Annotated in this window: 18 protein-coding genes; 13 read left to right on the top strand and 5 right to left on the bottom strand. The window is 69.9% G+C overall.

Going from position 1 to position 19968, the window contains the following annotated elements; genetic code table 11:
* Positions 1–211: 211 nt before the first annotated feature.
* Positions 212–1735, bottom strand: coding sequence for an alpha/beta hydrolase (locus CLV68_RS30525; RefSeq protein ID WP_121394460.1), 1524 nt, complete (start codon positions 1733–1735; stop codon positions 212–214).
* Between the two features lie 262 nt (positions 1736–1997).
* On the opposite strand from CLV68_RS30525, the gene CLV68_RS30520 reads away from it, so the two are divergent.
* Positions 1998–2441 (top strand): hypothetical protein, encoded by a 444-nt coding sequence (locus CLV68_RS30520; protein WP_121394459.1) that lies wholly within the window; start codon positions 1998–2000, stop codon positions 2439–2441.
* On the opposite strand, the gene CLV68_RS30515 is transcribed toward CLV68_RS30520, so the two are convergent.
* Positions 2430–3419 carry a DNA cytosine methyltransferase gene (locus CLV68_RS30515; protein WP_211346823.1) on the bottom strand — a complete coding sequence of 330 codons (990 nt, stop codon included), beginning with the start codon at positions 3417–3419 and terminating at the stop codon, positions 2430–2432. The two genes, CLV68_RS30520 and CLV68_RS30515, sit on opposite strands and share 12 nt — an antisense overlap.
* Before the next feature lie 442 nt (positions 3420–3861).
* Between CLV68_RS30515 and CLV68_RS30510 the strand changes: the two genes are divergently transcribed.
* Positions 3862–6000: a M4 family metallopeptidase gene (locus CLV68_RS30510; RefSeq protein WP_121394458.1), complete on the top strand. Its 2139-nt coding sequence runs from the start codon at positions 3862–3864 to the stop codon at positions 5998–6000.
* Positions 6001–6089: 89 nt separating this feature from the next.
* Here CLV68_RS30510 and CLV68_RS30505 read toward each other — a convergent pair whose 3' ends face one another.
* Positions 6090–7610, bottom strand: coding sequence for a M1 family metallopeptidase (locus tag CLV68_RS30505; RefSeq protein WP_121394457.1), 1521 nt, complete (start codon positions 7608–7610; stop codon positions 6090–6092).
* Between the two features lie 212 nt (positions 7611–7822).
* On the opposite strand from CLV68_RS30505, the gene CLV68_RS30500 reads away from it, so the two are divergent.
* The 8 genes from CLV68_RS30500 (at position 7823) to CLV68_RS30465 (ending at position 13966) form a co-directional block, all read left to right on the top strand.
* Entirely contained in the window at positions 7823–8209 is a 387-nt protein-coding gene (locus CLV68_RS30500; protein ID WP_170224691.1) for a helix-turn-helix transcriptional regulator, read from the top strand.
* Positions 8210–8219: 10 nt separating this feature from the next.
* Complete coding sequence (locus tag CLV68_RS30495; RefSeq protein WP_092783355.1) at positions 8220–8636, top strand: VOC family protein; 417 nt, start codon at positions 8220–8222, stop codon at positions 8634–8636.
* A 76-nt stretch (positions 8637–8712) separates the two neighbouring features.
* Complete coding sequence (locus CLV68_RS30490) at positions 8713–9984, top strand: caspase family protein (RefSeq protein ID WP_121394455.1); 1272 nt, start codon at positions 8713–8715, stop codon at positions 9982–9984.
* A complete protein-coding gene (locus CLV68_RS30485) occupies positions 9977–11116 on the top strand; it encodes a Clp protease N-terminal domain-containing protein (protein ID WP_121394454.1) in 1140 nt (379 codons plus the stop codon). The genes CLV68_RS30490 and CLV68_RS30485 overlap by 8 nt, the downstream gene beginning before the upstream one ends.
* A gap of 83 nt (positions 11117–11199) precedes the next feature.
* The gene (locus tag CLV68_RS30480) at positions 11200–11664 is read left to right on the top strand and encodes a hypothetical protein (RefSeq protein ID WP_147460227.1); all 465 of its coding nucleotides are present in this window, start codon (positions 11200–11202) and stop codon (positions 11662–11664) included.
* A 113-nt stretch (positions 11665–11777) separates the two neighbouring features.
* Positions 11778–12194 (top strand): glyoxalase superfamily protein, encoded by a 417-nt coding sequence (locus CLV68_RS30475; RefSeq protein ID WP_121394452.1) that lies wholly within the window; start codon positions 11778–11780, stop codon positions 12192–12194.
* 3 nt (positions 12195–12197) lie between these two features.
* Positions 12198–13097 (top strand): RNA polymerase subunit sigma-70, encoded by a 900-nt coding sequence (locus tag CLV68_RS30470; protein WP_246010193.1) that lies wholly within the window; start codon positions 12198–12200, stop codon positions 13095–13097.
* A gap of 65 nt (positions 13098–13162) precedes the next feature.
* Complete coding sequence (locus tag CLV68_RS30465) at positions 13163–13966, top strand: dolichyl-phosphate beta-glucosyltransferase (protein WP_121394451.1); 804 nt, start codon at positions 13163–13165, stop codon at positions 13964–13966.
* On the opposite strand, the gene CLV68_RS30460 is transcribed toward CLV68_RS30465, so the two are convergent.
* Positions 13932–14213, bottom strand: a complete 282-nt coding sequence (locus CLV68_RS30460) for a hypothetical protein (protein WP_121394450.1) — start codon at positions 14211–14213, stop codon at positions 13932–13934. The genes CLV68_RS30465 and CLV68_RS30460 overlap by 35 nt on opposite strands.
* A 955-nt stretch (positions 14214–15168) precedes the next feature.
* Positions 15169–15810 carry a Crp/Fnr family transcriptional regulator gene (locus CLV68_RS30455; RefSeq protein WP_246010192.1) on the bottom strand — a complete coding sequence of 214 codons (642 nt, stop codon included), beginning with the start codon at positions 15808–15810 and terminating at the stop codon, positions 15169–15171.
* Between the two features lie 280 nt (positions 15811–16090).
* Between CLV68_RS30455 and CLV68_RS30450 the strand changes: the two genes are divergently transcribed.
* The 3 genes from CLV68_RS30450 to CLV68_RS30440 all read left to right on the top strand — a co-directional run bounded on the left by CLV68_RS30450 (position 16091) and on the right by CLV68_RS30440 (position 19836).
* Complete coding sequence (locus tag CLV68_RS30450; protein ID WP_121394448.1) at positions 16091–16786, top strand: Crp/Fnr family transcriptional regulator; 696 nt, start codon at positions 16091–16093, stop codon at positions 16784–16786.
* A 499-nt stretch (positions 16787–17285) separates the two neighbouring features.
* Positions 17286–18245: a hypothetical protein gene (locus CLV68_RS30445; protein WP_246010191.1), complete on the top strand. Its 960-nt coding sequence runs from the start codon at positions 17286–17288 to the stop codon at positions 18243–18245.
* A gap of 85 nt (positions 18246–18330) precedes the next feature.
* Positions 18331–19836: an alpha/beta fold hydrolase gene (locus CLV68_RS30440; RefSeq protein WP_121394446.1), complete on the top strand. Its 1506-nt coding sequence runs from the start codon at positions 18331–18333 to the stop codon at positions 19834–19836.
* Positions 19837–19968: the final 132 nt, after the last annotated feature.

Here is a 19968-nt window from a genome sequence, read left to right as displayed (position 1 = left end):
TGTCGCATTATTGTCAACACATTGTCCGAGTGGGTTGCCGATGAACGTGATCGGCGATTTTTCGTCGAGGAGTGCCGCGCGCGGTCGTGGACGAACCGTCCTGCGGGTACGGGACCTCGGCGCGGGCCAACGGCTTCGAGCGGATCCGGGACTGCCCTGGAACGCGTCTGGGGCCGCCTCTGCACGAGAGGCGGCCCCAGGGTTCAAGCGGCTACTTCACCCAGCCGGGCAGGCCGGGGAAGGGGCCTGCGGGCAGGGGGCGTGCGGTGGCCGCGATGGACGGCCCCGTGGGCGGTTCGACGGCGGCGCAGCGGGTGCCGTCGCGGGGGGTGCGGAGGGTGGTCAGGTAGGTGTCGGCGATGCCGATCGTGCAGTCGGAGCGGGGGTAGACGCCGTGGCCCCAGCCCTCGTAGGTGACCAGGACGGTGGTGTCGCGGGTCTGCCGGTGCGCGGAGACGGCCCAGGCGTGGCTGGTGGCCGGGTCGTGCACGGCGTTGAGCATCAGGATTTTCGGGGCGGTGGTGATGTTCAGCCGGTGTTGCGGGTTGGTGGCCTTGGGCAGCCCGATGCACCCGACGGTCGCCACGTGCCCGAGCACTGAACCGCGCATGTGCGGCGCGAGCCGGTTCGCGGTGGACACCAGGGTGGCGAGTTCGCGGTGGTTCTTCACCCGGAAGTCCCAGTCCTGGCAGAACACCGAGGTGAACGGGTTTTCCACCAGTTCGGTGCTCGCAGCCGCCCTGGTCGTTGCCGGGGTGTCGAGCGAGGCGAGTGCCGAGGCCAGCGTGGCCCACTCGGGACCGTAGAACGCCCCGAACGCGGCGTTGGTGATCTGCGCGGACGTGACGGGCGTGGTCGGGTCGGTGGGATCCACGATCTCGCCCCGGTCGGCGCGGGCCAGCAGTTCGTCCCACCACTTCGCGACGTCCTTGCCGTGCAGCGCGCACGACGTGGTCCGCTCGCACCAGCGCACGAACTCGGTGAACGAGTCCTCTGCGGTGGCCGCGCTCTCCGCGCCGAACCGGGTGATCCCGGTGCTGCGGTCCATGTTCGAGTCGATGACCATGGCCCGCAGGTTCTGCCCGAACTCCTCGGCGTACTGCTGCCCGATCAGCGTGCCGTAGGAGACGCCGAAGTAGTTGATCTTCCGCTCGCCCAGCGCGACCCGCAGCGCGTCGATGTCGCGCACCACCGACTTGGTGTCGACGTGGTCGAAGATCGGCCCGCTCTGCGCGCGGCAGTCGGCGGCCAGTTCCCGGTTGTACGCGGCCATCGCGTCGAACTCCCGCTGGTTGGCCGGGTACAGCGACGGCTGCCGCGCCACCACCTCCGCCGAGCACATCACCGGCTGGCTGCGCGCCACCCCGCGCGGGTCGAACCCGATGATGTCGAACCGCGCCAACACCTCGGGGCTGAAGAACCGCTCCGCCCCCAGCGCGAAGTCGACCCCGGACCCACCCGGCCCGCCCGGGTTGATCACCAACACCCCGATCCGCCTGCTCGGCTCGGTCGCCTTGCGCCGGGCAACCGCCAGGTCGAACTTCTCCCCCCGCGGCGCCCGCCAGTCCACCGGCAACCGCACCGTCCCGCACTCGGCATCCGCCCGCTCAGCACAGGGCTTCCAGTCGATCCGCCCCCCTCGCTCCTGCACCTGCGCCCCGGCTAAGGACACACTCCCCACCACCAGCGCGATGGCCGAGGCCACCACACCCACTACCCGTGTCGTCGTCCGCACAGCTCCCACCCCTTGTCCGTCCACAGTGGCCATTCCACTTCCAGACCCCGCGAACACTCCCAGCAGCGCGTCACCGGCCACAACATGCTGGGGGAGGACCCGGTGATCACACCCGGGAATGACGCCAGCTGGTGCGGCCCGCAGGGGTGACCCTGCCGCCCTTCGGTCCACGCCACACCGCGGACCGCGGACCGCTTGGGATGTGTCCCCTGTTCACCCGGGGGCAACCCGTGATCATCTCCGGTTCGGTAGACCGGGATGCGTGAAGGAGCACAAGGACTGGCGTTTCACCGAACAGGGCATCGCCGTGTTGTACCCGGTTGTGGCGGTGGTGCCGGTGTGCCAGTGGCTGGGTGTCGAGTTGCCGCCGTGGGTGCGTGTCGTGCTGGGGATCGTTTCGGTGGTCTTCGGGCTCGGGGTGCTGGCCTACTTGCTCGTGGACCGCGGCTACCTGGCTGTTGTGCGGCGTGGTCGGGGGGTTGCCGGGATTGCCGCGCCGGGGGTCGGGGTTGTCGCGGGGGTGGCTTTTCTGGTGCTCACGGCGTGCGCTTTTGTGGAGGATGACCTCACGGAGGGGCGGCCGTTGCCGGAGGGGGTGGAAGTGGTGCGTGGAGCGGCGGTGATGACGTTCTTCGCGCTGCTGCCGGTGTATGTGGTGTTGCGGGTGATCGGTGGTCGGGGGCAGCCGGATGAATCAGTGGAGTGAGTCGAATACCGCCGGGTCCAGGTCCATGCCCAAGGCGGCGGCCAGGACGTGGGCGGCTAGGCGGGGTGGGATGGCGTTGCCTATTTGTTGGGGGATGTCGTTGCCGGACCACGGGTAGTCGGTGGGGAAGGTTTGCAGGGTGCCCGCTTCGGCGGCGGTGAAGCGCGGTAGTTCTACCCCGCCAGGGGTCGTCAGGCGGTTGCGGGAGATCTTGCCGGTGACGGTGGCCGCGGGTTCGGCGGAGGTTCGGCGGCCTCGGGCTTTCGGGTCGCCGCCGGTGCCGTAGTTGGAGATGACCACGAAGTCGTCGCGGTCGAGGGCGTCGGACATGGAGCGCCACCGGGGCAGGCCGCCGCCCGGCGAGACGCCCTTGCGGTAGCGCTGGTGCGTCGGCCGGGGCAGGGTCGGCCTGTGGTCGCGGCGGGCGATGAGGATGGCGCGGCGGCGGGTTTGCGGGACCCCGTACTCCTCGGTGTGCAGGATCCCGACGTCCGAGCGGTAGCCGATGCCCGCGAGCGCCTCCGCCACCGCGTGCCACACCGGCAGCACCGCCTGCACCTGCTCCAGCACGATCGCCTCGTACGGCCGCCCGAGCCGGTGCGCCTCCAGCGCCCACCGCAGCGGCTCCAGCACCAGTCCGGTCCGCTCGTCGTCCAGTCGGGCCAGGTCGTCGCGCACGTCCTCGCCCGCGGCCATCCGCTTCACGAACCCGAGCACGACCTCCAGCGCCCGTCGACCCGCCCCGGATCCGGCGACGGTGTAGGTCTGGCACGGCGGCCCGCCCGCCAGCACCGTGGCGTCGGGGAACTCGGCGGGCCCGTGGTCGCGGACGTCGCCCATGACCGTCGACAACCCGGCCGCCGCCCTGGTGGCGCACGCGTTGCGGTCCCACTCGATCCCGGTCGCCGCTACCCCGAGCCACCGCGCGGCCACGTCGAGTCCACCGGGACCGGCGAACAGGTCGACCATCACCGTCATAGCGGCCGAGTCTAGGTAACGGCCCTTGATGGCCGCGCGGTCGCCGACTAGCGTCTGCGCACTTCACCCCAGCCGAGGAGGCGCTAATGGTGTTCGCCCGGGTGGCGACCGTGCTGCTCGCCGTGGTCGCGATGATGATCGGGGACTCCCGCGCCTCGACCCAGTGGATGACCTACCTGCCATTCTGAGTCAATTCTGTGTATAAGTGGAAAGCGCCATTTAAGTAAGGCCCGATTGCCCATAAAATGCCCGTGATCGCACAGTTTGTCCGCTTTGACCTGCGCCTTCACGGTGATGACGATGTGAAGATTTGGCCGTGTGAAGGCCCTGGTTTCACTCGCTTGCCCGGGGATAGCGTTCGGCGCCAATAGTTCATCCCTGCGTTTTCCAGGTTTCCCTGCCGTGGATTTCCCAACCACGTGAGACCTGGGAAAGGAGCACCATGAAGCCGGCACATCGCCTGCTCGCCGTCGGCGGCGCGGTCGCCGCGGGACTGGTCGTCGTCGGGACCGCCATCGCGGTCCCGAACACCCAGGCCCAGCCCGCGACCGCCACCACAGCCGCCCAGGCCCAGGCCAACGCCACCAGCGCTGTCTCGGCGCTGGTCGCCAACCCGCCTGCCGCACTGCACGCCAGTGGCAAGGACAAGTTCGTCCAGAAGGCCGTGCGGTCCGCCGGTGGCCTCAACTACGTCGCCTACGACCGCACCTACAAGGACCTCACCGTCATCGGCGGTGACTTCGTGGTCGCCACCGACGACCAGGGCACCGTCAAGGCAACCTCCGTTGCCCAGGACAACACCCTCGGCGAGGTGGACGTCACCAACGCCAAGCTGACCCAGGCAGGTGCCGACGCCGTCGCGCTCAAGCAGGTCACCGGCGGCAAGTCCAACGGCGCGGGCCGCAAGGTCGTCGTCGCCGAGGGCAGCGGGCGCCTCGCCTTCGAGAGCAACGTGATCGGCAAGGACGAGCACGGCCACGCCAGCGCGCTCAGCGTCTACGTCGACGCCCAGGACGGCCGCGTGCTGCGCACCGTCGAGCACCTCGCGGAGGGCACCGGCACCGGGTACTGGAACGGCCCGAACCTGCCGCTGAACACCACCAAGTCGGGCAGCACCTACAGCCTGAAGGACCCGAGCATCTCGGGTCTGGACTGCCGCGACTACAGCTCCGGCGCGGTCTTCTCCGGCTCCGACGACTCGTGGGGCAACGGCACCGCGACCAACAAGGAGACCGGCTGCGCCGACGCGCTGTTCGTCGCCCAGACCGAGAACAAGATGCTCTCGCAGTGGGTCGGCCGCAACAGCTTCGACGGCCAGGGCGGCGCCTGGAAGATCAACGTCGGCCTCGACGAGCAGAACGCGTACTACTACTCCTCGCGCCCGGCGTACGTGAACCTCGGCCACAACCCGCAGGGCCAGTGGGTCGGCTCGCTCGACATCCTCGGCCACGAGATGGGCCACGGCATCGACGACCACTCCGGTTCCGGCGGCTTCTCCGGCGGTGGCACCCAGGAGTTCATCGGTGACACCTTCGGCACCGCGACCGAGTGGTACGCCAACGAGCCCTCCGCCTACGACGAGCCCGACTACATCATGGGCGAGGACACCAACCTCGTCGGCAGCGGCCCGATCCGCTACATGTACAAGCCCTCCCTGCACGGCAGCGACCCCAACTGCTACTCCAGCAGCGTGCCCAACATGGAGGTGCACGCGGCGGCCGGTCCCGGCAACCACTGGTTCTACCTGCTCGCCGAGGGCTCGAACCCGAGCAACGGCCAGCCGGTCAGCCCGACCTGCAACAACACCACGCTGCAGGGCATCGGCATCCAGAAGGCCATCAAGATCATGCACGGCGCCGTGCAGCTGAAGACCTCCAGCAGCTCCTACCTCAAGTACCGCACCTGGACGCTGACCGCGGCCAAGAACCTGTACTCGGGCAGCTGCGCGGAGTTCAACGCGGTCAAGGCCGCCTGGGACGCGGTGAGCGTCCCGGCCCAGTCCGGTGACCCGACCTGCACCGGTGGCACCACGCCGCCGAGCAGCACCACCACGACGCCCCCGACCACCTCGTCGACCCCGCCGACCACGAGCACCCCGCCGACCACCACGACCCAGCCCCCCGGCGGCTGCTCCGGCCAGAAGATCCTGAACCCCGGCTTCGAGTCGGGCAAGACCAACTGGACCGACCCGAACACCACCATCGGCAACTGGACCAGCTACCGCGAGCCCGCTCGCAGCGGCACCCAGTCGTCCTGGCTCGGTGGCTGGGGCTCGGCGCACACCGACACCGTGTCCCAGTCGGTCACCATCCCGGCCGGGTGCCGGGCGACGCTGAGCTTCTACCTGCACATCGACTCCGCCGAGACCGAGAACCTGGCCTACGACAAGCTCGCGGTCACCCTCGGCTCGACCTCGGTCGCCTCGTTCTCGAACACCAACAAGGCGAGCGGCTACGTGCAGAAGACCTACGACGTCTCCGCCCTGGCAGGGCAGACGGTGACGTTGAAGTTCGCGGGCAGCGAGGACAGCAACCTGCAGACCTCGTTCGTCCTCGACGACCTGGCACTGACCCTGGGCTGAGTCCCCAGAGCAGTCCGGTAGGGATAACAGGGAAACGGGCGGGCACCCGGGGTAACACCCGGGTGCCCGCCCTCTTCCCATTCAGTAGCTCACTCGTGCTCGTGCAGGTGCGTCCTGGCGTGGTTGTCGAGCGCGGCCCGGATCTCCTTGTACGACTTGGGCTCCGCGGTGGCGGCCACCCGCGCGGTCGGACCGTTCGGGCCCGCGAACGGCTTGCCCGGCGTGTAGAGCCACACCTTCAGCAGCTGCCGCACCGGCCGGTTCGGCGCGATCCGCTCGGCCAGCGCGGTGAACTCCTCGATCCGGCCGGTGCCGCCCTTCTTGGTGGCCTGCCAGGTCTTGAGGATCTGGAAGAACTTCTCGTCGCCGACCTGCGAGCGCAGCGCGTGCACGGCGGCGGCGCCCCGGTCGTAGACCGCGGCGTCGAACTGCCGGTCCGCGCCCGGGTCGCCGGGCAGGACCTGCCAGAACGGGTCGTCGGCAGGCTTGGAGTCGTAGACGTACTGCGCCAGCTCCGCCGCCGTGCCCTCGCCGACGTGTTCTGACCACAGGTACTGCGCGTAGGTCGCGAAGCCCTCGTTGAGCCAGATGTCGCTCCAGCGGCCGACCGCGACGCTGTCGCCGAACCACTGGTGGGCGTTCTCGTGCGCGACCAGCGAGGCGTTCGAGCCCGCGATGAACCCGCGCGCCCCGTACACCGGCCTGGTCTGGTTCTCCAGCGCGAACCCGATCGCGGTGGTCACCACGCCGCCCTGCGCCTCGAACGGGTAGGGCCCGAACTGGGTGGCCAGGAACTCGTTGATCTCCGGGGTGCGCTCGACGCTGGCCTTCGCCGCGCCGAGGGAGTCGCCGAGGTCGGCGCCGTAGGCGGTCACGAACGGCTTGCCGTCCGGCGTGGTCTGCCGGTTGACCTCGAACTTGCCGACCTCCAGCGAGGTCAGGTAGGTGGCCTGCGGCTGGGTGCTGCGCCACCACCAGCGGGTCCAGCCGGTGCGGTTCTTGGTGGTGCGCACCAGGGTGCCGTTGGACAGCGCGACGACGCTGTCGGGCACCTCGACCGACACGTCGAAGGTGGCCTTGTCGGTGGGGTGGTCGTTGGACGGGTACCACCAGGACGCGATCTCCGGCTCGTTCACCGCGAGCGCGCCGTCGGCGGTCTTCACCCAGGAGGTGAACCCGTTGATCTTCACCGTGGACGGCCGGTCGTTGTAGGCGACGACCACGGTGACCGGGGCGCCCTTGGCCAGCGGCCGCGCCGGGGTGACCACCAGCTCGCCGTCACCGGCGGCGTTGGCCGAGAAGGTCGCCGCCACGTTGTTCACCAGCACCGACGAGACCCGCAGTCCGAAATCCAGGTTGAATCTGGACAATTCCTGCGTGGTGGTCGCGGTGATGGTCGTCGTGCCGGACAGGACATCCGTCGTGGGCTGATAGGTCAGTCGGATGTCGTAGTGCGAAACGTCATATCCGCCGTTTCCGGCATTTGGGTAGTACGGGTCGCCGACGGTCGGCGATCCCGGGCCGGGTGCGGCCGCTGCGACGCTGGTCAGCAAGGTGGCGGCGACGCAAGCGAGCGCTGCGGTGGATGTTCCGCGAACAGTTCTGCGCATGATTCCCTCCCTCGTGGGCGCCGCCGAAGGTAGTGCTTCCTCCGGGTGTTGACATACGGCCGAAAGTGGGCTCCTACAAACTGGGAATCATTTGTTTCACCGCTGCAAGCGATAGCGACGAACGGCGTGGGCCATTGCGGCTAACCCTCGTGTGCCATGCTGTCGGCGTGCTCAGCGAAGACCTGGTCCGGCTGCGGCAGGCCCGCGACCGGATGGACCGCGACTACGCGCAGCCGCTGGACGTGGCCGCGCTGGCCAAGGGGGCGCTCATGTCCTCCGGCCACTTCTCCCGCAGCTTCCGCGCCGCCTACGGCGAGTCACCGCACAGCTACCTGATGACGCGGCGCGTCGAGCGGGCCAAGGCCCTGCTGCGCCGGGGCGACCTGAGCGTCACCGAGGTGTGCTTCGCGGTCGGCTGCTCATCGCTGGGCTCGTTCAGCTCCCGGTTCACCGAACTGGTCGGCGAGAGCCCCAGCGCGTACCGGGCGCGCTCGCACGACGACGCGGTGGGCATCCCCGCCTGCTACGCCAAGCGCTTCACCAGGCCGGTCCGCCACCCGGTCACGAATGGAGAAGCGACCGGGCCGGGGCCGAAGTAGCGTCGTCCACATGGCACTGACGATCTCGCACACCTTCATCGCCGTCCACGACCACGACGCCGCGCTGGCCTTCTACCGCGACGCCCTCGGGCTCGAGGTCAGCAAGGACGTCTCCTACGAGGGCATGCGGTGGGTGTCGCTGCGCCCGCAGGCCCAGCCCGAGCTCGAGATCGTGCTCGAGCCGCCCGCCGCGGACCCGAACACCTCCGCCGCCGACCGCGCCGTCCTCACCGACCTGCTCGCCAAGGGCCTGCTGCGCGGGGTCATCTTCGCGACCGACGACTGCGACGCGACCTACGAGCGGGTCGCGGCCAGCGGCGCCGAGGTCGTGCAGGAGCCGATGGACCAGCACTACGGCGTCCGGGACTGCGCGTTCCGGGACCCTTCTGGCAACCTGATCAGGTTCACCCAGGCCAAGCAGGCGTAACACCCGGTAGCCAGGGGCCGACATCCTGTTGGCGCCGCTCGGGACCGGGGCGGCGCGGAGGGGGTTGGTGCGGTCTATGCCGGGCGAGTCCCGCGCCGTGCTCATCGGCACGTCGACCTACAGCGACGCCGACCTGCCCGACATCCCGCAGGTCGGCCCCGGCCTGGCCGAACTGGGCCGGTTGTTCACCGCGCTCGGGCTGGTGCAGGGCTGTGACCTGCTGCTCGACCAGCCCAGCGTCCCCGAGCTCGGCCGCGGCCTCACCGCGGCGATGGACCTGGCCGAGGACCTGCTGCTGGTCTACTACATCGGCCACGGCCTGGTCGGCCGCTCGCACGAGCTGTACCTGGGCATGCGCGACTCGGTGCCCGCGCACCCGGACTTCGGGTCGCTGTCGTACAACTCGCTGCGCGAGCGGGTGCTGGACAGCCCGGCCGCCACGAAGATCGTCATCCTGGACTGCTGCTTCTCCGGCCGCGCGCTCGGCTCGGCGCTGTCCTCCCAGGTCGACGAGCTGATCATCGACGGCACCTACCTGTTGACCTCGTCGCCGCGCGACAGGGTGTCTCTTGTGCTGCCCGGCGAGGAGCACACTGCCTTCACCGGCCGCCTCTTGCGCCTGCTTTCCACCGGCATCGCCGGCCGCGGCGACCACGTGACCATCGACGACGTGTACCACGAACTCCTGCGGATCATGACCGCCAGCGGTCTACCCCGCCCGCAGAAGCGCGCTACCCGAGCCGCCGACCAGTTCCGCATCCCGAACCGGGCCGCCGTTGTCTCTCCTGAGGACCTGCGCGCCCAGGTCGAGGCTGTTGTCGACGTGGCCCGCGCCTCCGGCTGGTCTACCGCGGTCGATGACCTCACCGGCCTGCTCAACCGCCAACTCGACTCCCTCCCGACCGATCACCCGGACGTGCTGCGCACCCAGTCCCACGTGCTGTTCGCGCTCGCTGCCGGTGGTGCCGCCGCTGAGTCCGCCGGTCGGTTGGCCGAGGTACACGCCGCCCAGGTCGGCGCGCACGGACAGGACCACGTCGACCCGCTGCGCACTCAGCACTACCTGGCCATCTGCGTGGGTGAGAGCGACGGGCCTCTTGCGGCTATCCCGCTGCTGCGAGTGCTGACTCCGGCGCAGCGCCACGTGCTCGGGTACGAACACGAGGACACTCTTCGCGCCCACCACACGTTGGCCAGGTACCTCTACCGGTCAGGAGCGGTGGAAGAGGCGCTGGTGCTGCTAGAGGAGGTGCTCGTGATCCGCGAACGAGCCCTGGCGGCTGGCGACCCGGTGCTGCTGCGTACCCGGCGCGACCTGGAACTGGTGCGGAGGTGGTCCGGTGGTTGAGCGGTTCGAGGGGTTCACCGAGGACGCCCAGCGGGTCATCGCCCTGGCCGAGGCGGAGGCCGGGCGGTCGCACCACGACTACCTCGGGTCCGTCCACCTGCTGCTCGGCCTCGCCCAGGGGCGTGGCCACGCAGCGCGCACGCTGGTGGGGGCGAAGCTCGGGCCGGACGTGCTGCGCGCGCGAGCCGAGTCCCACGTCCGCCGCGGGGTGTCGACCGGCCGGGCACCGCTGCGGGTGGCGGCCGAGGTGCGCCGGGTGGTGGAACACGCTCGGGAGGAGGCCGCTGAGCTGGGCCGCCCGTTGGTCGACACCGAGCACCTGCTGCTCGGCCTGCTCAGCGAACCCAACTGCGTCGCCGCCCAGATGCTGCACAGTCTGGGCGCGGACCGCTTCGACCTACGCCAACGGGTCATGGCAGCGCTAACTCCGACGCCCCGTCCTACCGGGAACCGGCCGGTCGACCGCTACACCGAGGCGGTACCTCCCGCGCCTGCTCTTGGCCGTGACGCCGAGATCGACCAGGTCGTGAGAATCCTGGGCCACCGCACCGGCGGCGTCGTCATCCACGGACCAGCGGGCATCGGCAAGTCCGCGGTGGTGCGCGGGGTCGTCCACCGGATCAGCACCGGCAAGGTGGTCCGCGCCCTCGCTAACCGCCCCGTCCGCGTCCTGCGCGCCTCCCTGGCGGCCGACGTCCGCGAACTGGTGGAGGAACTTCTCAAGCTGCACTGCGTGCTCTGGGTCCCGTTGCCGTCCGCGCAGGCTGCGTCGGTCCTGACCCTTGCCAAGCAGGTCGGCGTAAGAGTCATCGTTACCGCTGACGACCTGTCAACGCTCCCCGAGGACAGTCCCCGCGAGACCGTCGAACTCTCCCCCTTGGCCGTTGACGCCACCGTCCAAGTTCTCGCCGCCCTCCGCCCGGACCTCCAGACCCAATACGACATCACCATCACCGACGACGCCCTGGTGGCCGCAGCGGAATCCGCCCCCACCCCTCTCCCCGGCTCCGCCATAGACCTCCTGGAGTACCTCTGCTCCCGCGCCACCGACCCGATCCTTACCGCCGACCACGTCCGCCCCACCCCAACCACCCCCGCCGACTTCGACACCGACATGTGGTCCCTCGGGTGACGGTCGACCAGTTTCTGTTCGGCTGGCGCCCAGGGCAGGGGTACGACCTCGTCTCGGCTTCGGTCAGGGAGGCTCGTACCTGGGTGGACAGGTTGCGCCCGCACGTCCGTCTATACGGGTTCGAGCACATACCGCCACCGGCTGACGCCCTGTCCTACCTGGTCTTCCCCGACCACACGGCGGCCGTGGTGCGTCGGTTCAACAATGGCCCCACGGTCGGTCTTGGCGCTACGCACGCCCTAGTGGGACAGCAGTCTGATCTCACTCCGGAGACCGCGCTCGGCCTGGCCAACTGGGCCGGCTGGCTCCAGACGGACCCTCTTATCCCAGCGACCCTGCCCGACGCCGTGGTGCCGCCGACCCAAGAGGCGATCCGCCGAGTCCAACCCAGGTTGGACGCGCTCACCAGGACACCGCCCATCACCATCGTCGGTTGCCCCGAAGAGGACAAGATCCCGCTCCTCTGGTGCCTGCGCCCGCGCTCGTTCACGACCCACCACCACACCCGCGCGGCCGGGGCGGACGTCGTCTTCCTCCCCGAAGGCTGACGTTTGCGCTGGTCAGGGCGAATTCATCGCCCGACCGATGAGTTTGCGCGCCCGGTCCCGTTACACGGGTACAAGGATGGCCACCGAGGCCCCCGACCCGAGGAGACACAGCAATGGACTGGCAGCTTCAGGTAGTCGTCGTTCCGGTTTCCGATGTGGACCGCGCGAAGGAGTTCTACGCGGACAAGCTCGGGTTCCGGGTGGACAACGACTTCCGCGCGGGCGAGCACTTCCGGGTGGTCCAGGTGACCCCGCCCGGCAGTGCCTGCTCGATCACCTTCGGCAAGGGCATGGGCGACGGCGAGCCGGGCAGCGTGAAGGGCTGCCACCTGGTCGTCACCGACATCGTGGCCGCCGGGAAGCAGCTCGACGCGGCCGGGGTCGAGCACTCCGGGCCGCAGCACTTCGTCGACGGGGTGATGACCCCGGGCGCGGACCCGGAGAACCGCGACTACGGCTCGTTCATCTTCTTCGCCGACCCGGACGGCAACGCGTGGGCGGTGCAGCAGGTCGTCACCCCGGCCAGGTGAGCGGTGACCGACTTCGAGCAGTACCGGCGTGAGCTGCACGTGCACTGCTATCGCATGCTCGCCTCGTACGAGCAGGCCGAGGACGCCGTGCAGGAGACCTTCCTCAAGGCGTGGCGCGGCCGCGACGGCTTCGACGGCGGCAACACCAGGGCGTGGCTGTACAAGATCGCGACCAACGTGTGCGTCGACCAGGCCCGCTCGGCCACGGCGCGCACCGAGGTGGCGTGGCTCACCCCGTACCCCGATCGGGAGCTCGACGAGGTCGCGCCGACCGCGCAGGAGCCGCACGTGGTCGCGGTCGCCAGGGAGACCATCGAGTTGGCCTTCCTGGCGGCCCTGCAGGTCCTGCCCGGCCGCCAGCGGGCCGCGCTGCTGGCCAGGGAGGTGCTGGGGATGCCTGCCGCGGAGATCGCCGACCTGCTCGGGGTGAGCGTCGCGGCGGCCAACAGCGCCCTGCAGCGGGCCCGCGCGACCCTGCGCGACCACCTGCCCGCCCGGCGCGACGACTGGGCGGCGCGGGAGCCGACGGCGGCCGAGCGGGACCTGCTCGCCCGGTTCATCGACGCCCACGAGCGGTGCGACGCCCCCGCGGCGCTGGCCGTTGCCGCCGAGGACATCCGGGTCACCATGCCGCCCAACCCGCTGCGCTTCGACGGCCGCGACGCCATCGCGGGCCTGCTGGAGCGCGCCTTCGGCCCCGACCGCGACGGCGATTGGCGGTTGCTGCCGACCACAGCCAACCGGATGCCCGCCGCCGCGAGCTACCTGCGCAGGCCGGGCGACACCGAGTTCCGGGCGTTCAAGCTCGACGTCCTGCGGGTCGAGGCCGGGCTGATCGCCGAGATCACCACCTTCGGGTACGCCCTGTTCGACCACTTCGGACTGCCGACGCGGCTGCCGTGAGGTGCACAGGGTCCACATAGGTCGGCCACAACGGGGGCAAAGCGTCCGCGCCGATCGTTGTGGGCATGGAGACGATGCTGGCCCCGATGGGCGAACGGACGGACAACGGTGACCCGGTCGTGCTCGACGTGGTCATCCCGGTCCACAACGAGGAGCGTGACCTGGAGCCCTGCGTGCGGACGGTGCGCGCGTACCTGGCGGTGTCGGTGCCCTACCGGTTCCGGATCACCATCGCCGACAACGCGAGCACCGACGGCACGCCGCTGGTGGCGCGCGGGTTGGCGGAGCGGTTCCCCGAGGTCGCGGTGCTGAGCATGGCCGAGAAGGGCCGGGGGCGGGCGCTCAAGGCGGCGTGGCTGGCGTCGGACGCGGCGGTGGTCGCGTACATGGACGTCGACCTGTCGACCGACCTGGCCGCGTTGGGGGCGCTGGTGGCGCCGCTGCTGTCCGGGCACTCGGACGTGGCCATCGGGTCGCGGCTGGCCAGGGGCGCGCGGGTGGTGCGCGGCGCGAAGCGGGAGTTCATCTCGCGGTCGTACAACCTGATCCTGCGCACGGTGCTCGGGGCCAGGTTCTCCGACGCGCAGTGCGGCTTCAAGGCGCTGCGCGCGGACGCCGCCCGCTCGTTGCTCCCGCACGTGCAGGACACCGGCTGGTTCTTCGACACCGAGTTGCTGGTGCTGGCCCAGCGCGGCGGCATGCGCACCTACGAGGTCCCGGTCGACTGGATCGACGACCCGGACTCGTCGGTGGACATCGTGGCGACGGCGGCCGCCGACCTGCGCGGCGTCGCCCGGCTGTGGCGCTCCCGGTCCCGCAAGGCAGGCCGAGCCCTCAGGTCCGCGCGCGTCGCGGCCCCGGCGTGGTGAACCCGTGCGCGAGCAGCTCCCCGGTCGGCACCGGGACCCGCAGGTAAGCGGTCTGGGCGAAGGACTTGACCCGCACCGGAACCGGGACGTACAGCCCAGGATCGTCGTTCGCGTACCCAGACAACACGGCGTCCACGTACGCCCGCTCCGACACGACGGCAGCGACCTTGGTGCCTGGCCCCGACCGCTCCAACAACGCACGCACGGGCCCGGCATCGAGTAACCGGTGCGCCTGCACGCGGGCCATACCGCTACCTGCTGTGATAGACCTACCTCCCGTGAGCGGTCCTATATGGATAGTCACCCGCATCCGCACTCCGTCACTCAACACCTCTTGCAATGCAGGCAGAAACGGATTCAACAACCGCGGCAGCAGCCCTGACCGCAGCCCCAACACCCACCCGTCCCCCGTACTCACACTCAACGAGGCCCGCCCCCACTCCGCCCCCAACCCACAAACCTCCAACGCCCGCACCAAAACCCGCGGCACCAACCCCGTCAACGCCGCGTGCTCCCGCCCCGGCCGCCCCGCGAAGTCCTTCACATCCACCACCAAAATAGCCCGATACGGCGGCAACTCCACCCCACCACCCACTGTCGACTCCTCTCACCGGAGCCCCCAGCCTGCCCACCCCACCCCTCCCCAACCGTCCGCTACCGGACTGATTCCCCCCTGGAAACCGCCGCGCCCTCACGCGCTCTCGCCTCTAGCGTGCGCCCCGGCCCCCTCCAGCAGCCCCACCCGCCCGCCGCCCCAGGCAGGCCCACTACCAACCAACCCGCCGCAATGCCTTGCCCCCAGCCCCTGCGGACGCCCTCAGGCCCGTTCGCGATGCCTTGCGCCCTCTGTCCGGCGCCTGCTGATGGCCCCACCCCTTTCGGCGACGACTTCCGCTCCCGGCGCCGCCCTGCGTGTATGCCCGCACGCCTCCGCGCTGCCCCGCCCCGACGCCATCCCTCGCACCCCGCGCCACCTCGCACCCCAGGCCGCAGTCCCCGCCCCGCGGCCTCGCACCCTCTTACGCCCCCGCACCCGCCCCGCACCCGCGACCGGGGCGCAGCCCCCACCCTCTCCGGGGGGCGGCCCCGACGCCAGTCTAACGAATGTCAAGCCCCCGCAGGGCGAGTCCGCGCGATCTGTGGACAACCTGACCGTTGTGGATAAACCCGACCAGCGAACCCCGACCATCGCCGGACTGGCTTCACCCGATAGGGAACCCGGCCCGGCGCGCCAGTTCTGATCTGTCCGCGACCACCAGCCGCGGTCCACGCCCCAAGGCGCCGCATCGACGCAACTCCGCGATCTGTTCGGCAACGGTGCTCCGCGCCATCCCCAGTGCCCCCGCGACCGCCTCTTGCGACAACGGCACCCGCCGGTCCGCACCTTCTGCTCGGTCGATCACCTCAAGCAGCAGCCGCGCGACCCGAGCGCCACTAGACAGGTGCACCACCGGAACCGCGCCCACCATCGCGACCAGCTTGATCCGCAGGTACTCCCTAACGGCGCCTCTAGCACCGCCCGCCAACACCCCGTCCAACGCCGCGGCCCCCAACACGGCAACCGTGCACCGGTCCAACGCCACCACGGACGCCGTTCGCGTAACCCCCGCCTCTGGCGCTAACTCGCCCACTAAGTCCCCAGGTCCGCGCAACGACACGAGCAGCTGCGCCCCCGACACGTCCGACACCATCACCCGGACCCGCCCTCGCAGCAGCGCTAGCACCTGTCCGCCCGGTTCGCCCTGTCGCAGCAGCACGGCTCCTCTCGCGTACTCCCGCGCTGTCCCAGCGGCCACGACCGCCGCCCATAACCGCGCGCCGACCAGGGCTTGGAAGGTCTGCACACCCTCCACCTACCGCTCTAAGAGCCACTGCGCGCGCCGGGACCCGCCTGGTTCGCCCGAACTGATCACGCGTGGCCACCTCGTCAACCTGGACAGAACTTGGTCAACCGGTGCCGGACCCCGCCGGTCCGCAGCGCGGCGGTTTACCGTCGGGCGCTGCCAAGCAGGAAACGAGCAGGAGAGGAGCTCCACCATGGAGACCGAACAACCGAGGTGAGTAGCGCGCCGCCCACCGCCCCGCGATGATCACGGTGACCTGGTGAGCGGCGGAGGGTGGCCCATGCGACTTCCGAGTGACCTGGTGGCCGAGTCCCTGATGGCCTACCTCTCCGAGGAGGACCGCGCGCACGTGGTCGGGACCGGGACGCCGCGGGTGTTCGGCGCGGGTGAGACGTTGCTGCGCCAGGGTGACCCGACCGACCACGTGCTGGTCCTGGTGCACGGTTGGGCGCGGGTGCTGACCAGGCGCGCGGACGGGCAGACGGTGCTGGTGGCGTTCCGCGGCCCCGGTGACGTGCTCGGTGACCTGGCCGCGTTGCACGGGTGGGTGCGGTCGGCGGACGTGGAGAGCCTGGAGGAGGTGCACGCGGTGCACTTGCGGGCGCACGAGTTCGGCACGTTGCTCGAGGAGCGCCCTTCCGTTGCGATCGCGATGGTCAAACAGCTCGCTGCTCGGCTGCGTGAGGCCGAGAACGCCCGCGCCGAGTTCGCAACGATGCACGTCACCGAGCGCGTTGCCGCCTATTTGCTCTGGTTGTCGCACAGCTACGGTGTCACGACCGACGCGGGTGTCGCGTTGCGCGTCCCGTTCACCCAGCAGGACATCGCCAACCGAGTTGGCGCCTCGTTGCGCGCCGTGGCCAGGGCGTTCGCCGTGTTGCGCGACCGCGGCATCGTCGTCAACACCCGCAGGCAGACCGTCATCGCGCGCCCGGACGTGCTGCGCGCCTTCGTCCGCGAGGTCCCCGAGCTCTGATGTGCCAAATGGCGTGCTGGGGGCGCGCCACAGGTCATCGCGAGGGCGTTGTCCCAGGGGCATCCTTGGTCTTGCGAGCGAGATCCGGGGAGGGATCGGGATGAGGATGCTGATGACGGTGGGATCGGTAGCGCGAATCGGTTTCTGGACTTTCCTGGCCGGGTTCGGTTCCGGCATGTTGCTGGTCATCGGTTTCTGACCGGCCACCACGGGTGTTTCACCACGGGGGAGTCGTCTGCCCTTGAGCTGGAGGAGGTGTGTGCGATGGAGAGCCACTGGATCCTGTTCTTGCTGGTCTGAGCGCTGCCGCCGCTCGTCGGGGGGTGGGCGGCGGCAGTAGGGGGAATGGGGGGTGGCGCCCGGTCCGCGTCGGGGTAATGCGGACCGGGCGCCCTTCTTCCCGCCATTGTCGGCGGAATTGCGTGGCGGATCCGGTAACGGGAAGGCGGGTGCGGCGATGCTGGTGGGTGGAATGGGCGTGCGAAAGGGTGGTGGCCGGGTGGGAGTCGAGATCGCCGATGTCGTCGCCGAGCTGAAGGAGGTCCGCCGGGGTCGGGGCGTGCGCTCCGACGACCTGCACCACCGGGTCGGCCCGGCGCTGCGGATGGCCTGCGACATCACCGACCTCGACGACCCGGCGCTGGTGCGGCGCAAGCTGGTGCTGCGGCTGACCCACCTGGGCGCCCGGCTCCCGTCCGACCTGAACCTGGCCGCGACCGCTGCGCTCGGCCTGCACAAGGACGCCGACGGCGGGTTCCTCGACCAGCGGATCGACTGGCTGGCAACGAGGTTCGACCGCGATCCGCGCACCGCGCGCAGGCGGGTGGACAGTGCGTTCCAACTCTTGGCGGAACTGCTCTACGACGCGGGCATGCGCGACCGCAAGTCTGGCTCGTACTCGCCGGACGGGTGGTACGTGGAGTCCCTGCGGGCAGCGCTACGGCTGGATCTTGAGGTACCGACGCTCACCGAGCAGCGTCAGATCGTTGCCGCAGTGGATGAACTCGATGAGTTGGTGCTATCGCTGAGTGCCCCGCGCGACCAGGCGATGCCAGACGGGCAAGCGATCACCGCCGAGATCGCCTACGGCGGCGAGATCGTCGAGGAGCAACGCGTCTCCTCTAGCCATACCCGCTTCATCGTCCGCTTGCCTAGTCCGCTGAGTCTTGGACAGCGGCATGACTACAGCATCAAGTTCACCTCTTACCCGCGATCGTGGATGCGGCCGTACTACGTGTTCACGCCGTTGCGTCGGTGCGAGGAGTTCACGGTTCGCGTGCGGTTCGATCCCGCGCATCCGCCGAGTCGGGTATGGCGCATCAATGGCTTGCCCGCCAAGGCTTTCGAGGACTTCGCTCCGGGCTCGGACAACCTGGAGATCGACCGAGTGGGGGACGTCGCCCTGGAGTTCCACGACCTCCAACAGGGCCTCAGCTACGGCCTGCAATGGCACAACTAGCTTCCCGTTCGCCCTAAAGTGAATCCGCGTCCGCTTCGAGTGAACTCCCTGGCACGCCAGCACTTTCCCAGGACACGATGGATGCATGCGACTGCTCCCCATCCTCATCCCACTGCTGACCGCACTCCTCACCACCGCGACGGCCACAGTGCCCACGGCAACGGCGGCCGCGGCGCTCACCGCTGCAACCGCGGCAACCACTGACATCCAGTGGCGCACCTGCCCAGGCGGAATCCGCGCGGCGGACGCGGGCTTGATGCCCACCGCCCGATCGCCTGCCGCACAAGGACAACGGTGCGGTCAGATCCGGGTGCCCTTGGACCACGGCAAGGTCAACGGTCCGGCGATCACCATCGCCGTATCGCGGTTGACCATGGCCGATCCCGCTGTCCGCCGTGGTGTTCTGCTCATCGTCCCCGGCGGCCCTGGCGGCGCGGGACTCGACCTGCCCGGCCAGGTGGCGATGCTGATGCCGCCCGAGGTGCTCGCGCGCTATGACCTGGTCAGCTTCGACCCGCGCTTCGTCGGTCGCAGCACCCCGGTGACCTGTGGCATTCCGGAATCCCGCCTCATCGACATCGAGCCGTGGCCGCGGCCGGGGTTGTCGGCGTCCATGGACCGGATCGCCGCTGGGTGCGATGCCCGGTTGGCGCACACCAGCTCCGCGGACATCGCGCGGGACATGGACCTGGTCCGACGTGCGCTAGGGGAGAAGCGGGTATCGCTGCTCGGCTATTCCGCGGGGGCCTTCCTGTCGGCGGTGTACCAGTCGCTCTTCCCGGACCGGGTGGACCGCGCACTGCTCGACAGCGGCGCCGATCCCGACCTGGTGTGGCGGGGCGTCTTCCGGGCATGGGGCGCGGCGACCGAGGCACGGTTTCCGGACTTCGCGGCCTACGTCACCCGCACCGGCCTGGTGGCGAACCCAGCCGAGGCGCGCGCCCTGTACTTCGCCCTCGCAGCCCGGCTCGACACCCGGCCGGTGACACTGACCGACGGCAATGCCCTGACCGGGTCGGTGTTCCGGGAGGCGACTCGGCAGGCGCTGTACTCAGACCAGTCGTTCCCCGGCCTGGCGGCGCTGTGGTCGGCGCTCCGGGACGGGCGTGTGCCGGGAGTGACGTTGGCTCAGGTCGTCCCGATCTTCGCAGGCAAGTCGGCCCCTGCCGAACCCGGATGGCCCGCGGTCCCACCAGATTCCTTCGTGGTCGGCTTCCTCGGCGTCGTGTGCCGTGACGCCGTCTGGCCACGCTCCACCCACCGATACACGGCAGACGTCGCAGTCGACTCGCTCCGCTACCCGTTGGTCGGCTCGATGTCCGCAGGCATGTTCCCCTGCGCACGGTGGCGCTTCCCGACCGCTCCACCAGTCACGCTACGCCCAGCCACCAGAGACACCCTCGTCCTGCACAACCTCCGCGACCCAGCAGCCCCCTTATCCGGTGGCCGCGCCCTGGCATCGGCCCTCGGCCCCAAAGCCCGATTCCTGTCCTTCGACCAAGGCGGTCACGGAACCTACCTCCTGTCGGCCAACCCCGAGGCCAACGCCATCGGCACGGCCTACCTGGCCCATGGCCTATTACCCGGCTAACGGCCAACCAGACCATTCCCGCCGGCCTTGCCGTTGCCCATCCGCCAACCAGCCTGATCATCTCCAGCGAGAGCGGCCGCCACCGGACAACAGGGGCTCGTTGGTTTCAGGTGATGGGTGCTGGGCCTTGAC

The organism is Actinokineospora cianjurensis, from assembly GCF_003663795.1.
In the GTDB taxonomy this organism is placed as follows: domain Bacteria; phylum Actinomycetota; class Actinomycetes; order Mycobacteriales; family Pseudonocardiaceae; genus Actinokineospora; species Actinokineospora terrae.
Note: the sequence above shows the minus strand (reverse complement) of the source record. Positions and strands in the feature narration are given on the sequence as shown.

What these genes read in the sequence shown, in the direction of transcription:
- CLV68_RS30490 (WP_121394455.1), top strand. Translation starts at nt 8,713, where the DNA reads ATGCCGGGCGAGTCCCGCGCCGTGCTCATCGGCACGTCGACCTACAGC.
- CLV68_RS30500 (WP_170224691.1), top strand. Translation starts at nt 7,823, where the DNA reads ATGGACCGCGACTACGCGCAGCCGCTGGACGTGGCCGCGCTGGCCAAG.
- CLV68_RS30510 (WP_121394458.1), top strand. Translation starts at nt 3,862, where the DNA reads ATGAAGCCGGCACATCGCCTGCTCGCCGTCGGCGGCGCGGTCGCCGCG.
- CLV68_RS30505 (WP_121394457.1), bottom strand. Translation starts at nt 7,610, where the DNA reads ATGCGCAGAACTGTTCGCGGAACATCCACCGCAGCGCTCGCTTGCGTC.
- CLV68_RS30515 (WP_211346823.1), bottom strand. Translation starts at nt 3,419, where the DNA reads ATGACGGTGATGGTCGACCTGTTCGCCGGTCCCGGTGGACTCGACGTG.
- CLV68_RS30450 (WP_121394448.1), top strand. Translation starts at nt 16,091, where the DNA reads ATGCGACTTCCGAGTGACCTGGTGGCCGAGTCCCTGATGGCCTACCTC.
- CLV68_RS30440 (WP_121394446.1), top strand. Translation starts at nt 18,331, where the DNA reads ATGCGACTGCTCCCCATCCTCATCCCACTGCTGACCGCACTCCTCACC.
- CLV68_RS30460 (WP_121394450.1), bottom strand. Translation starts at nt 14,213, where the DNA reads ATGGCCCGCGTGCAGGCGCACCGGTTACTCGATGCCGGGCCCGTGCGT.
- CLV68_RS30495 (WP_092783355.1), top strand. Translation starts at nt 8,220, where the DNA reads ATGGCACTGACGATCTCGCACACCTTCATCGCCGTCCACGACCACGAC.
- CLV68_RS30475 (WP_121394452.1), top strand. Translation starts at nt 11,778, where the DNA reads ATGGACTGGCAGCTTCAGGTAGTCGTCGTTCCGGTTTCCGATGTGGAC.
- CLV68_RS30465 (WP_121394451.1), top strand. Translation starts at nt 13,163, where the DNA reads ATGGAGACGATGCTGGCCCCGATGGGCGAACGGACGGACAACGGTGAC.